The sequence below is a fragment of the Nitrospirillum goiasense genome (genome assembly GCF_034427435.1).
Taxonomy (GTDB): Bacteria; Pseudomonadota; Alphaproteobacteria; order Azospirillales; family Azospirillaceae; genus Nitrospirillum.
In genome coordinates, this window is sequence record NZ_JAXQNP010000003.1 from 493,295 (window position 1) to 507,146 (window position 13,852).

Annotated in this window: 12 protein-coding genes and 1 pseudogene; 10 read left to right on the top strand and 3 right to left on the bottom strand. The window is 68.9% G+C overall.

Annotation, left to right across the window (positions count from 1 at the left end):
• Nucleotides 1-6: 6 nt before the first annotated feature.
• Nucleotides 7-462 carry a MarR family winged helix-turn-helix transcriptional regulator gene (locus ULB03_RS16565; protein WP_322484234.1) on the bottom strand — a complete coding sequence of 152 codons (456 nt, stop codon included), beginning with the start codon at nt 460-462 and terminating at the stop codon, nt 7-9.
• Nucleotides 463-652: 190 nt separating this feature from the next.
• Between ULB03_RS16565 and ULB03_RS16570 the strand changes: the two genes are divergently transcribed.
• The 10 genes and pseudogenes from ULB03_RS16570 to ULB03_RS16610 all read left to right on the top strand — a co-directional run bounded on the left by ULB03_RS16570 (nt 653) and on the right by ULB03_RS16610 (nt 11,928).
• Complete coding sequence (locus ULB03_RS16570) at nt 653-1,561, top strand: hypothetical protein (RefSeq protein WP_322484235.1); 909 nt, start codon at nt 653-655, stop codon at nt 1,559-1,561.
• A 13-nt stretch (nt 1,562-1,574) separates the two neighbouring features.
• Nucleotides 1,575-2,693: a DNA-processing protein DprA gene (dprA, locus tag ULB03_RS16575; protein WP_322484236.1), complete on the top strand. Its 1,119-nt coding sequence runs from the start codon at nt 1,575-1,577 to the stop codon at nt 2,691-2,693.
• Between the two features lie 67 nt (nt 2,694-2,760).
• Nucleotides 2,761-5,451, top strand: a complete 2,691-nt coding sequence (gene topA / locus ULB03_RS16580) for a type I DNA topoisomerase (RefSeq protein ID WP_322484237.1) — start codon at nt 2,761-2,763, stop codon at nt 5,449-5,451.
• 51 nt (nt 5,452-5,502) lie between these two features.
• Nucleotides 5,503-7,881, top strand: coding sequence for a ribonuclease R (rnr, locus tag ULB03_RS16585; protein ID WP_322484238.1), 2,379 nt, complete (start codon nt 5,503-5,505; stop codon nt 7,879-7,881).
• Between the two features lie 2 nt (nt 7,882-7,883).
• Nucleotides 7,884-8,297, top strand: coding sequence for a VOC family protein (locus ULB03_RS16590; protein WP_322484239.1), 414 nt, complete (start codon nt 7,884-7,886; stop codon nt 8,295-8,297).
• Nucleotides 8,298-8,488: 191 nt separating this feature from the next.
• Nucleotides 8,489-8,872: a DUF983 domain-containing protein gene (locus ULB03_RS16595; protein ID WP_322484240.1), complete on the top strand. Its 384-nt coding sequence runs from the start codon at nt 8,489-8,491 to the stop codon at nt 8,870-8,872.
• A gap of 132 nt (nt 8,873-9,004) precedes the next feature.
• Nucleotides 9,005-10,519, top strand: coding sequence for a S41 family peptidase (locus ULB03_RS16600; RefSeq protein WP_322485217.1), 1,515 nt, complete (start codon nt 9,005-9,007; stop codon nt 10,517-10,519).
• Between the two features lie 280 nt (nt 10,520-10,799).
• The gene (rpmG, locus tag ULB03_RS16605) at nt 10,800-10,967 is read left to right on the top strand and encodes a 50S ribosomal protein L33 (RefSeq protein WP_040845325.1); all 168 of its coding nucleotides are present in this window, start codon (nt 10,800-10,802) and stop codon (nt 10,965-10,967) included.
• A gap of 186 nt (nt 10,968-11,153) precedes the next feature.
• A pseudogene (locus tag ULB03_RS27460) lies at nt 11,154-11,486 on the top strand (glycosyltransferase family 25 protein); the annotation flags it as partial.
• Between the two features lie 43 nt (nt 11,487-11,529).
• On the top strand, nt 11,530-11,928 hold the full coding sequence (locus ULB03_RS16610) for a hypothetical protein (protein WP_322484241.1): 399 nt from the start codon (nt 11,530-11,532) through the stop codon (nt 11,926-11,928).
• 20 nt (nt 11,929-11,948) lie between these two features.
• Here ULB03_RS16610 and ULB03_RS16615 read toward each other — a convergent pair whose 3' ends face one another.
• Entirely contained in the window at nt 11,949-13,397 is a 1,449-nt protein-coding gene (locus ULB03_RS16615; RefSeq protein ID WP_322484242.1) for a PleD family two-component system response regulator, read from the bottom strand.
• Nucleotides 13,398-13,461: 64 nt separating this feature from the next.
• Nucleotides 13,462-13,845: a response regulator gene (locus ULB03_RS16620; protein WP_322484243.1), complete on the bottom strand. Its 384-nt coding sequence runs from the start codon at nt 13,843-13,845 to the stop codon at nt 13,462-13,464.
• Nucleotides 13,846-13,852: the final 7 nt, after the last annotated feature.

Consider the following 13,852-nt stretch of genomic DNA (forward strand, 5'->3'; position numbering starts at 1 on the left):
AGGGCCTCAATCGGCAATCAGACGCTTCAAAAGGTCGACCGCGCGCGCCAGGTCCGCCCGTTCCGCCGCCGTCAGGCGGACGTTCATGGCGCGGAACAACCAGTCTTCCCGCGCGGCGCGGCTTACCCGCAGCCACTCCCGGCAGGCGGGCGTCAGCGCCCACAAGGTTTGGCGTCCATCGGCGGGATCGGGATTGCCGGCCACCAGGCCCGCCGTCTCCAGCGCGGCGACGGTGGCGCCCAGGGACTGGGACCGCACCCCCTCCGCCTTGGCCAGGGCCGTCACCGTGGCCGGCCCGCCGTCAAGGCGGCGCAACACGGCGATTTGCGAGGGCGTCAAGTCCCCGACGTTGCCCTGCTCACGCAGCTTGCGTCGCAACTGGCCCAGCACCACGCGCAGTTCCACCGCCGTCGCCATGACGGCCTGGGCGTCGCTGTCCGGAAGGGTCGTGGAATCGTTCATACGGTCAAGCATGCCAGATATGAAGGGAAACTGCGAAGTTTAACTTCGTATATCAGCCCCGCACGACGATTTGGGACAGCCGTCTCCCACCACCACTTTACTGCGCCACGCCGTTTGGTCGTTCCCTCAATAGGTGTGTCGCGATAGATTTAGCGGTCTCAGGCAGGGCCTTGCGGTTGGGAGGGGCGTGGTGCGCAGGATATTTCTGGTGACGGCGTTGCTGGCGCTGCTGGGCGCCGGGTTGCACATGATGGCGGTCCCGGCGGATGCGCAAACGGCGGCACCAGTGACCATGACCGAGACGCCCGCCGGTACGGACCCGGCCAACGGCACGACGACATCAATCCCCACCAGCCCGCGCACCACCATCCTGGTCGAACCAGGCACCGGCACGCCACAACCCAGCATGTCCGCGACCTGGCGCGCCATGCCGCAAAACCAGAAGACCCTGGCGGTGGGCAGCGTGCTGGTGCTGGTGGCGGTCACCGCCGCCCTGCTGTACCTCGCCATGTCCACCGACATGCTGCGCGACAACGCGCCCAGCACCTTCGCCGGCGTGACCGGCGCCCATGGCAAGCCGCTGCGCCGCGCCTTCAGCCTGGCGCAGAGCCAGATGGCCTGGTGGTTCGTCATCGTGCTGGCGGCCTATCTCTACCTGTTCCTGGTGACGGGGGAGCTGGACACCCTGACCGGCCAGGCCCTGTGCCTGATGGGCCTGGGCACCGGCACCGCCATGGGCGCCGCGATGGTGGAGCAGAACAAGACCAACCCCATCCTGGTGGCCTACCAGGGGGTGCTGGCGCAGGTGGCGGACCCCGCGACGCCGGCGGCCGATCTGCCCACACTGACCGCCACCCGCGACACCCTGGCGCGCCAGCTGGCGTCGCATGACTTCGTCCACGACATCCTGACCGACGCCAACGGCATCAGCCTGCACCGTTTCCAGACGGCGGTATGGACGGTGGTCATCGGCGTGCTGTTCCTGATCGAGACGGTGGTCCACCGCAAGATGCCGGATTTCGACCCCTATAGCCTGGGCGTGCTGGGCATCAGCGCCGGCACCTATCTGGGCTTCAAGATTCCGGAACAGCCGAATTGAGGAATCCTTTCTAATGGAACGTGGCCGCCCCCTTTCCCCCGTCGAGCGCCTGGACTGGCTGCGCCTGACGCGCACGGAGTCGGTGGGGCCCATCACCTTCCACCGGCTGATGGAGCGCTTCGGCACCCCGGCGGCGGCCTTGGAGGCCCTGCCCGACCTGGCCCGGCGCGGCGGGCGCGACCGTCCCCTGAGCATCGTTCCCCGCACGGCGGCGGAGCGGGAGCTGGCGGCGCTGGAGCGCCTGGGCGCCCGCCTGCTGTGCTGGTGCGAGCCGGACTATCCCGCCCAGTTGGCCGCCATCGAGGACGCGCCGCCCGTCATCACCGTGCTGGGCGACCCGGCCCGGCTCAGCCGCCCGTCCGTCGCCATCGTGGGCGCCCGCAACGCCTCCCTCACGGGGCGCAAGCTGGCGGCCATGATCGCCCGCGACCTGGCGGAGGCCGGCATCACCGTCGTTTCCGGCCTGGCGCGCGGCATCGACACGGCGGCGCATGAGGCGGCCCTGCACCGCTGCACCGTCGCGGCGCTGGCCGGCGGCGTCGACGTCATCTACCCGCCGGAAAACGCGGATCTGCACCGCCGCATCGCCGACCAGGGCGCCCTGGTGGCCGAATCGCCACCGGGGACGGAGCCGCAGGCCCGCCATTTCCCCCGCCGCAACCGCCTGATCTCCGGCCTGTCGCGCGGCGTGCTGGTGGTGGAGGCGGCGCTGAAGTCCGGGTCGCTGATCACCGCCCGGCTGGCGCTGGAACAGGGGCGCGACCTTTTCGCCGTGCCGGGCTCACCCTTGGACCCGCGCGCCCAGGGATGCAACCGCCTGCTGAAGGATGGCGCGGTGTTGGTGGAGACGGCGGAGGACATCCTGGCGTATCTGGGGCCGCAGGCTTTGGCGTCGTTCAACGCCCCGCCACCGGGCGGCGGACCGGTCCCGCCGCGGCCCGATCCCGGCGAAAAGGACATAGACGCGGCCCGCCCGCGGGTGACCCTGTGCTTAAGCCCCACCCCGGTACACATTGACGAAATTGTCCGGGACTGCCAATTGTCTGCGGCGGTGGTGCTGACCATCCTGCTGGAACTTGAGCTGGCGGGCCGTCTGCACCGCCATCCCGGCGGCCGGGTCAGCCTGGCGTGAAGCTGGCGGTCCCGCCGCGGGGGAGCGTTTCGGAAAGCATCGCCACCTATTGCAGTGCGGGGTCCCCTTGTCGGGCAGCAACGTCCTCATCGTCGAATCGCCGGCCAAGGCGAAGACCATCAACAAGTACCTTGGCGATGATTTCACCGTTCTCGCCAGCTACGGCCATGTGCGCGACCTGCCGGCCCGCGACGGCTCGGTGAAGCCGGACGAGGACTTCGCCATGGAGTGGGAGCTGGGCGACCGCTCCAAACGCCATATCGACGACATCACCAAGGCGGCCAAGGGCGCCACCCGCATCTACCTCGCCACCGACCCGGATCGCGAGGGAGAGGCCATCGCCTGGCACGTCAAGCAGTTGCTGGACGAAAAGCGCATCACCGGCAAGGTGGACGTGAAGCGCGTCACCTTCAACGAGATCACCAAGAGCGCCGTGCTGGACGCCATCGCCCACCCGCGCGAGGTGCACCAGGAACTGGTCGACGCCTACCTGGCGCGCCGCGCGCTGGACTATCTGGTGGGTTTCACCCTGTCGCCGGTGCTGTGGCGCAAGCTGCCGGGCTCACGCTCGGCCGGCCGCGTGCAGTCCGTGGCCCTGCGCCTGATCTGCGAGCGCGAGTCGGAGATCGAGGCCTTCCGCCCGCAGGAATACTGGACCATCGAGGCGGAGTTCCGCACGCCGGCCGGCACGCCCTTCACCGCCCGCCTGGTGGGCCTGAATGGCAAGAAGCTGGACAAGTTCACCCTGGGCAACAAGGGTGACGCCGACGCGGCACTGGCCACCATCCGCCCGCTGTCCTTCATGGTGCGGTCGGTGGAACGGCGCCAGGTGCGCCGCAACCCCTTCCCGCCCTTCACCACCTCCACCCTGCAGCAGGAGGCCAGCCGCAAGCTGGGCTTCGGCGCCACCAAGACCATGCGCATCGCCCAGAAGCTGTACGAGGGCGTGGACATCGGCGGCGAGACGGTGGGCCTGATCACCTATATGCGTACCGACGGCGTGCAGTTGTCGAACGAGGCCATCGACGGCGCCCGCCGCCTGATCTCCTCCGCCTTCGGCAACGAGTACCTGCCCAACGCCCCGCGCATGTACAAGTCCAGCGCCAAGAACGCGCAGGAAGCGCACGAGGCCATCCGCCCCACCGACATGTTCCGCCGGCCGGACCAGATGGGCCGCTTCCTGGACAAGGATGAGCAGCGCCTGTACGAGCTGGTGTGGAAGCGCACCATCGCCTGCCAGATGGCCAGTGCCGAGCTGGACCAGGTGTCGGTCGACATCACGTCGCCGAAATCCGAGGCTCAGTTCCGCGCCACCGGTTCCATCGTCACCTTCGACGGTTTCCTGAAGGTCTACCAGGAGGATCGCGACGACGCCGGCGATGACGAGGACAAGGACACCCGCCTGCCGGCCATGAAGGACGGCGACGACCTGGCCAAGGGCGAGGTCAAGTCCGACCAGCACTTCACCCAGCCGCCGCCGCGCTACACCGAGGCCAGCCTGGTGAAGAAGATGGAGGAACTGGGCATCGGCCGCCCCTCCACCTACGCCAGCATCCTGCAGGTGCTGCAAGACCGGAACTATGTCCGCCTGGAAAAGCGCCGGTTCGAGCCGGAAGACCGCGGCCGCCTGGTCACGACCTTCCTGGAGAACTTCTTCAACCGGTATGTCGGGTACGGCTTCACCGCCGATCTGGAAACCAAGCTGGACGACATCTCCGGCGGCCGCATCGACTGGAAGACGGTGCTGCGGGATTTCTGGCGCGACTTCTCCGGCGCGGTGGACGGCACCAAGGACCTGACCATCACCCAGGTGCTGGACGCCCTGGATGAGGCGCTGGGTCCGCACTTCTTCCCGGCTCCCAGCGAAGGTGGGCGCGACCCGCGCGTCTGCCCGGTCTGCGGCGACGGGCGGCTGTCGCTGAAGCTGGGCAAGAACGGCGCCTTCATCGGCTGTTCCAACTACCCCGGCTGCAAGTACACCCGCCCCCTGAGCGTCGAGGGCGGCGAGGAAGGCAGCGCCGACCGCGAGCTGGGTAATGACCCGGAGACGGGCTACCCCGTGTCCATGAAGCGCGGCCCCTATGGCGTCTATGTCCAGACGGGCGCGCCGGATGAGCCCAAGCCCAAGCGCGTGTCCCTGCCGCGCGCCATGAACCCGCAGGACGTGGATCTGGACATCGCGCTGCGCCTGCTGGCCCTGCCGCGCAGCCTGGGCCCGCATCCCGAGACGGGGCAGGAGATCACGGCCGGCATCGGCCGCTTCGGCCCCTACCTCAAGCATGGCGACGCGTACAAGAACCTGACGCCGGACGACGACGTGCTGACCATCGGCCTGAACCGGGCCGTGGTGCTGCTGGCCGGCGTGGCCGCGCGCAAGACGGTGGCGGGCCGCGAGCTGGGCAACCATCCCAAGGACGGCAAGCCCATCACCCTGGGCAGCGGCCGCTTCGGCCCTTACGTCAAGCATCTGAAGCTGTTCGCCAGCATCCCCAAGGCCATCAACGCCGACACCATCACCCTGGAACAGGCGGTGGAGTTGCTGGCGGCCAAGGCGGCCAAGGACAGCGGCAAGAAGGCGGCGACCACGGCCGACGGCGAGGAGAAGCCGAAGAAGGCGGCGGCCAAGAAGGCGCCCGCCAAAGCGGCAGCCAAGGCTCCGGCGGAAAAGAAGGCCGCCGCGCCGAAGAAGACCACGACAGCGGCGAAAAAACCCGCAGCCCCCAAGGCGACGACCAAGAAAGCGGCGGCGGGCGACTGAGCCCGCCACCGCCTGTCCAGTTCAAGGCCCGTCCAGTTTAAGGAAGTTCCCATGCCGAAGCGTCCGGAGGGCCCCCGGCGGGCTTTGCCCAGGCCGGTGCCGGCCCGCCGTGCGGCCGACGCCCCCTTCCCCACCCGGGAAGAGATCATGGACTATATCCAGTCCAGCCCCGTGCCCGTGGGCAAGCGCGAGATCGCGCGCGCCTTCAACATCACCGGCGACGGCCGCATCGTCCTGAAGGAACTGCTGAAGGAGTTGGAGGGCGAGGGCAGCATCGAGAAGGGCGAGGGCCGGCGCGTGGCCGTGCCCGCCGCCCTGCCCGAGGTCGCGGTGCTGGTCGTGGCCGAGGTGACGCCGGACGGCGAGGTGCTGGCCCGCCCCACCACCTGGACGCATGAGGCGCCGCCGCCCCGCATCTACATGGCGGCCGAAAAGCGCGGCCATCCCGCCCTGGCGGTGGGTGACCGCGTGCTGGCCCGCCTGTCGCGCCAGCCCCAGTTACGTGACAATGGGCCGCACGGGGCGGAGGACGTGTACGAAGGCCGCACCATGCGCAAGCTGGACGGCGGCACGGCCACCCGCATCGTCGGCATCTATGAGCGCGCCCGGGACGGCGGCCGGCTGAAGCCGGTGGACCGCCGCGCCAAGGCGGAATTCGCCGTGGCCGACGCCAACGCGGAAGGGGCGCAGCCGGGCGAGCTGGTGGTGGCCGAATTGCTGCCGTCTTCCCGCCTGGGCCTGAAGCAGGTGCGGGTGGTGGAACGGCTGGGCAGCATCGAGGAGCCGCGCGCCGTCAGCCTGATCGCCATCGCCCAGCACGCCATCCCCACCCAGTTCGCCAAGGCGGCCATCGAGGAGGCGGAGGCCGCCCCCGAGCCCACGGTGGAGGGGCGCACCGACCTGCGCGACATTCCCCTGGTCACCATCGATGGCGAGGACGCGCGCGACTTCGACGACGCCGTGTTCGCCGAGCCCGACACCGACCCCAACAACCCCGGCGGCTGGCACCTGCTGGTGGCCATCGCCGACGTCAGCTTCTACGTCCGGCCCGGCATGGCCCTGGACCGCAACGCCTTCGACCGGGGCAACAGCGTCTATTTCCCCGACCGCGTCGTGCCCATGCTGCCCGAGGCGCTGTCGAACGAGCTGTGCTCCCTGAAGCCCGAGGTCAACCGCGCCTGCCTGGCGGTCCATATGTGGATCGACGCGCAAGGCCGCCTGAAGCGCCATCGCTTCGTGCGCGGCCTCATGCGTTCCGTCGCCCGCCTGACCTACACCCAGGTGCAGAAGGCCCGCGATGGCGAACCGGATGACCTGACCGGCCCGTTGATGGAGCGGGTGATCAATCCGCTCTACGGCGCCTTCACCGTGCTGCTGAAGGCCCGCGACGCCCGCGGCACGCTGGAGCTGGATTTGCCTGAACGGCTGGTGAAGCTGGACGAGGCCGGCACCATCCAGAGCATCGGCGTGCGCCCGCGCCTGGACAGCCACCGCCTGGTGGAGGAGTTCATGATCGCCGCCAACGTGGCGGCGGCGGAGGCCCTGGAAGCCAAGCACAGCCCCTGCATGTACCGCGTGCACGCCGAGCCCGCGCGCGACAAGCTGGAGGCGCTGCGCCAGTTCCTGGGTTCCCTGGGCTACACCCTGGCCAAAGGCCAGGTGATGAAGCCCATCCTGTTCACCCGCATCCTGGCCAAGGCGGCGGAGACGCCGGAGGCGGATCTGGTGAACACCGTCATCCTGCGCAGCCAATCCCAGGCGCTGTACCAGCCGGAGAACATCGGCCATTTCGGCCTGGCGCTGCCGCGCTACGCCCACTTCACCTCCCCCATCCGGCGCTATGCCGACCTGGTGGTGCATCGCGCCCTGGTGAAGTCCTACGGCCTGGGGCCGGGTGGGCTGGATGAGGAGGAAGCGGGCCGCCTGGTGCAAGTGGGGGAACACATCTCCGTCACCGAGCGCCGCGCCGCCACGGCGGAGCGCGACGCCCTGGACCGCTATGTCGCGGCCTATCTGTCGGACAGGGTGGGCGGCACCTTCACCGGGCGCATCGGCGGCGTCACCCGCTTCGGCCTGTTCGTCACCCTGGACGAGACGGGCGCCGATGGGCTGGTGCCCATCTCCACCCTGCCGGACGACTTCTACGACCATGACGAGGCCAACCACCAGCTGGTGGGCCGGCGCTGGGGCCGCACCTACCGCCTGGGCACGGTCGTCAAGGTGCGCCTGGTGGAAGCCGACCGCATCTCCGGCAGCATGGTCTTCGCCCTGCTGGGCGAGGACACCGACGACGCCCCCTGGCTGGCCGGCGGCCAATCCGCGCGCAAAGGGCCGGGCAAAGGGCCGGACAGCAAAGGCGGGCGCGCCCGGCTGACCAAGAAGACCGCCACCAAGGCCCGCATCAAGCGCCCACCGCCGAAGAAGGACTGAGCATGACCACCCCCCGGCAATTCATCGGTGGTGTCGCCCTGGTGGTGCGCGATTATGACGAGGCCAAGGCCTGGTATCGCGACGTGCTGGGCTTCGACGCCGTGGAGGACACGGATCTGGGCGGGGGCAAGCGCTGGGTGGTCATGGCGCCGCCCGGTTCACCCCCGGGCTCTGGTGAGACCCGCCTGCTGCTGGCCAAGGCGGTGGGGCCGGAGCAGGAGGCCGCCATCGGCAACCAGGCCGGCGGCCGCGTCTTCCTGTTCCTGCGCACCGACGATTTCTGGCGCGACTACCACCGCATGGCGGCCGCCGGCGTGACCTTTTGCGAGGAGCCGCGCGTCGAGTCCTATGGCACCGTGGTGGTGTTCCAAGACCTCTACGGCACCCGCTGGGACCTGTTGCAGCTCAACGTCTGATTTCGCCGGCGCACAATTCGCGCAAATCACAACAGGTGTGGATGGCAAGGCTGAGGTCTGGCAAACGCGCCTGGACCATGGCGCCGTCCATACCCATCATCTAGGGCATGACGACCGACCCCGTTCCCCCCGATAATCCCGTCAGGGTGACCCCGAGGCCCCGTGTCGCCGGTGAGAGGGAGGATGATGCCTTGACGGACACGCAAGAGGAAATCATCGCCCCGCCCAAGGGCATGGTCGGCACCGCCATGATGCGGGGCATGCGCCGCTGCTGCCCCAACTGCGGCGCCCACACCCTGTTCGTCGGCTATACCAAGGTGGCGCCGGTCTGCACCAACTGCGGGCTGGAGACGGGCAATTTCCGCGCCGACGACGCGCCGCCCTACTTTACCATTTTCGTCGTCGGCCATATCGTGGTCGGCGCCGCCCTGGCGGTGGAACAGAACTTTCATCCCCCCCTGTGGGTGCATGCCGCCCTGTGGGGTCCGTTGACCCTGGGCCTGTCGCTGGCCTTGCTGCCCCTGTTCAAGGGGGCGGTGATCGGCGTGCAGTGGGCCATGGGCATCCGCGGCTAAGGGAAAACGATATCGGGAGGCGCCGTGGCCCAGGCCACCAGCCGGGCGGATCACGCCCGGATCGCCAGTGTCAGGCCTGCGCCTATCCGCCAGGGCGGCGCCCTGGCCCGGAGCCTATGGGCGCTTGCCGTGATGCTCACCCTGGCCGCCTGCGCCGGCAGCCCCGGCGGCCAAGGCGTCACCGCCGAGCAGTTTTACCAAAGCGCCTACGGCAAGATTGATGAGCTGTACCTGGACCCGGTGGACATGCGCCGCCTGGTGGTCGATGGCCTGATCCACGCCGGCCGTGTGGTGCCGGACTTGACGGTGACCGTCCCACCCGATCAGGCCACCGTGACCCTGGCGGTGGGCAAGCGGCCCCCCCGCACCTTCGCCCTGCCCGCCAACGGCTTGCCCCAAAGCCAAGACGCGGCGCCCTGGGCGCACCTGGCCGCCAGCATCACCGACTGGGTGGTGGCGCAATCCACCGACCTGTCGTCGGCCCGGCAGGACCGGGAAACCCTGTTCCGCGCCATGCTGGAGGGCGCCACCGCCGACCTTGATCCCTACAGCCGTTATTCCGTGCCGGCGGCGGCGCGGACGGAGCGCACGCGGCGGGAGGGTTATGTCGGCATCGGCGTGACGCTGGAGGAAACGCCGCGCGGCTTTCGCATCATCGCCGTGGCGCCCGGCAGCCCGGCCGCCGCCGCCGGCCTGCTGGCGGGCGATGTCATCGTCGCCGTGGGCGGCCTGCCCGTGGATACCGCCGGCGGGGGCGGCCCCACCCTGACGATAGAGGCGGTGATGAACCGCCTCAGCGGGCCGGAGGGCACCGGCGTGCCGGTGCGCGTCGCCCGCACGGGCGGCATGGTGACGCTGCTGATCAGCCGTCAGCGCATCATCCTGCCCACGGTGATGGCGGAGCGGACGGGCACGGTGGGCGTGCTGCATGTCAGCCGGTTCAACGCCGGCACGGCGGATGCGCTGGCCGCCGCCGTCCATCACCTGCGCGACACCGCCGGCACGGTGAACCCGCTCACGGGCTGGGTGCTGGACCTGCGCGGCAACACCGGCGGCCTGTTGGACCAGGCGGTGGCCGTGGCCGACCTGTTCATCACCAGCGGCCCCATCCTGAACACCGTGGGCCGCCACCCCGACAGCGTGCAGCACTACGACGCCACACCGGACGACATCCTGGACGGCGCCCCCCTGGTGGTGCTGGCCGATGGGCAAACCGCCTCCTCCGCCGAAATCGTGCTGGGCGCCCTGGTCGATAGTGGCCGGGCGCTGGACGTGGGCACCACCAGCTTCGGCAAGGGCGTGGTCCAGACCGTTGCCCCCCTGCCCAATGGCGGGGAGCTGTTCATCACCTGGTCGCGCATCCTGACGCCGGCCGGCCACATGTTCGACCATAAGGGCCTGGCGCCCGCCATCTGCACGGCCGGGCTGACCGACCCCGCCGCCATTCTGGCCCCCTTGCGCGCCCAGCCCCGTCCCGCCGGCACGCCCGCCACCTGCCCGGCGGAGCACAATCGCCCGGCGCCGGTGGACCTTACGGTGGCGGAGGACCTGCTGACCAACCCGCCCCTGCTGCGCCGCGCCCAGTTGGCGGGCCAGCCGCTGCTGGCCGACCAGCCGTCGGCGGCGCCCGACCAGGGCGGGATGTGACGACAGCGTCGCTGATTCTCCCCGTCGGGCGGTGCGCCTGAGGCCCGCCAGGCTGCCGGACAGCCCTGTCGCGGCGGAAATGGCTCATGCACGGCGCGCATCCCCCGCCGCAGCGCCCGTTCCCACGGCGTATGGCTCTTTGGCCTTGACTCTCAGGGCCCGCTGACTAAAGTGCCGCGACGCCGTGCCCCAGAGGGCCACGGTACGGAATTGTTTTTGACCGCCCCCGACCCGCCAGAGTGGCGACCGAACGGGGTTGTCGTAGGTGGGATTAAAGGTCATGGCCAAGCAGAATACCGTGCTGATCCGTCTGATCAGCTCCGCTGAAACCGGCTTCTTCTACGTGAAGAAGAAGAACCCGCGCAAGACGACCGAGAAGCTGGAGTTCCGGAAGTACGATCCGGTGGCTCGCAAGCACGTGCTGTTCAAGGAAGCCAAGATCAAGTAAGTCCCGCGCGCCCGCTCGGGCGCGCCGTTCCGGCCCATACCCCGCCCCCACGGGCGACAGAATGCCGGAACCGTCAAGGACACTGGTCAGGCAAAGGGCCGCTCCTCGAGCGGCCCTTTCCTATTGGCATGTCTGGCGGCTGGGGTATTCTCCCCGGCGCGCCAGAACCTTGGGAACACCGCTTCCGTGCCTTCCAGCCCATCTATTCCATGCCCCGTCTTCGTCATCAATCTCGAGCATGACGGGGTGCGGCGCGCGCATATGACGGACCAGTGCGCGCGCTTGGGGCTGTCGGCGGAGTTCGTGCCGGCGGTGAACGGCCGGGCGCTTGGCGATGCCGACCGCGCCGCCTATGACCGCGCCAGGGCGCTGCGTGTCTATGGCGTGGAGATGCTGGACACGGAGATCGGCTGCTACCTCAGCCACTATCGCCTGTATGAGCGCATGGTGCGGGAGAACATCCCCGCCGCCCTCATCCTGGAGGACGATGTGGAGCTGAGCCCCGCCCTGCCCCGCATCGTGGAGGATCTGACTGGCCGACCCCGCGCCGGAATGGCAGGTGGTGCGGCTGGAATCCCTGCGCCCGCGCGTGCGCGAGCCCAAGACCCCCAAGTTCCGGGGCCGCACGATCAAGACCCTGCGCGATGGCGAACTGGTGCGCCTGGGCACCCACGTGCTGGGCTTCGGCGCCTACCTCATCCGCCTGGACGGGGCCAGGCGCATGCTGGACTACGGCCGGCGCATCTTCATGCCGGTGGACCAGACCATGGACCGCTACTGGGACAACGGCATCGCCCCCTACCTGGTGCGCCCTATCCCCGTCCGCCAGCGCACCGACATGGATTCGCGCATCGGCGCCCGCCCCGCCGGCCGGCACGAGGGCCAACCCCTGGCCATACAGTTGGCCCGTCGCTGGCAGCGCCTGTCGGACAGCGTGCGCAAACGCCTCTACCGGGGCTGATAGGCCGGACTAAGCGAACATCAACCCGGCAGGGTGAGATCCGGCGTGTCGGCGGCATGGGCCAGCGGCGGCGCCTCCAGGCTGCTGTCGGTCACGACGCGGTTGCGGCCGGCGCGCTTGGCCTCATAGAGGGCCATGTCGGCCCGGCGCAGCAGGCTGTCGCCCGTTTCCATGCGGCCATCGCCCAGGGCGCCATCGGCCACGGCCACGCCGACGGAGATGGTCACCGTGATTTCCCCGCCATCGACGCTGACCTTGAAGGGCGTCTCGGCGATGCGACGGCGCAGGCGTTCCGCCACCAGGACACCGGCGGCCAGATCGGTGTCGGGCATGACGACGACAAATTCCTCGCCGCCCAACCGGGCGACCAGGTCGAAGTTGCGCAGGTTGCGGCTGGCGCGCTGCGCCACCTCCTTCAAGACCTCGTCCCCCACGCCGTGGCCGTAGGTGTCGTTCACGACCTTGAAATGGTCGATATCGAACAACAGGGCGGCCACCGGCTTGTGGTTGTCCCCGCCCCGGTCCAGCAGGCGCGGCAGGTGCGCGCTCAGGTAACGGCGGTTGAACAGGCCGGTGAGGCTGTCGGTCAGGGCCAGGGACAGGCTCTGCTCATAATTCGCGCGCAACCGCTCCTGATAACGCTTGCGGCGAATCTGGGTGCGCGCCCGGGCCATCAACTCGTTCCGGTCGATGGGCTTGATCAGATAGTCGTTGGCGCCCAGCTCCAGGCCCTTGGCCACGCGGTCGATATCGGTTTCGTCCGCCACCAGCAGGACCGGCACCTGGCGGGTCTTCTCCTGCGAGCGTAGCTGGGAGCACAGACGCAGGCCATCCTCCCGCATCAGCGTCAGGCTGATGACGATGAAGTCGAAGTCACCCGCCAGCGCCTGCTCCAGGCCGCTGGCGCAGGTGTCGGCCGCCGCCACCCGGCCGCGGTCACGGCACAGCGTCTCGGTGATCTTGTCCAGATCGATGGAGCTGTCTTCCACCACCAGGACGTTGGCGCCCTCCGCCGACTGGTTGTGCATGCTGTCGGTGGACACCAGCATGCCCAGCTGGCCCGAGGTGCTTTCACGCAGGCGCCATTCGTCCATCATCATCTTGAGACGGACCAGGGAGCGCACGCGGGCGAACAGCGCCACGTCGTTGACCGGCTTGGTCAGGAAGTCGTCGGCCCCGGCCTCCAGCCCCCGCACGCGGTCGGCGATGTCGGACAGGGCGGTCACCATCACGACGGGGATGTGCATGATGGCGGGGTCGCTGCGGATGCGCTCGCACACCTCGAAGCCGTCCATGCCGGGCATCATGACGTCCAGCAGCACGATGTCGGGCGCGTGCGCCTTGATCTTCTCCAGCGCTTCCGGCCCGCTGCTGGCGGTGATGACGTCGAAATACTCGCGCGTCAGCTTCGCCGCGAGCAGCTTGACGTTGGGCAGGACATCATCAACGACCAGGACGCGAGCCGACATGACACCACTTATTCCGGCCGCGGCGGAAACGCCGCAGCTTGATCAAAAGGCACTATCGCGCACCCTAATCCAGAAAGCGACGAACTGTCCGGATGAAAGTGGCGACCGAGATGGGTTTGGCGATGTAATCATCACAACCGCCTTCCCGGATACGCTCCTCATCGCCCTTCATGGCAAAGGCCGTGACGGCGATGATCGGGATCGATCCCAGATCCTGATCCTCCTTCAACCAGCGCGTCACGTCCAGACCGGAAAGCTCCGGAAGCTGTATATCCATAAGGATAAGATCCGGGCGATGCTGCCGCGCCAGATCCACAGCCATGCTGCCATCGCGGGTCTGCACCGTGCGATAGCCGTGCGCCTCCAGCAGATCATTGAAAAGCTTCATATTGAGTTCGTTGTCCTCAACAATGAGGACACATTTTTTGGCGGCGGCAACCGTGGCCATGAGGCGG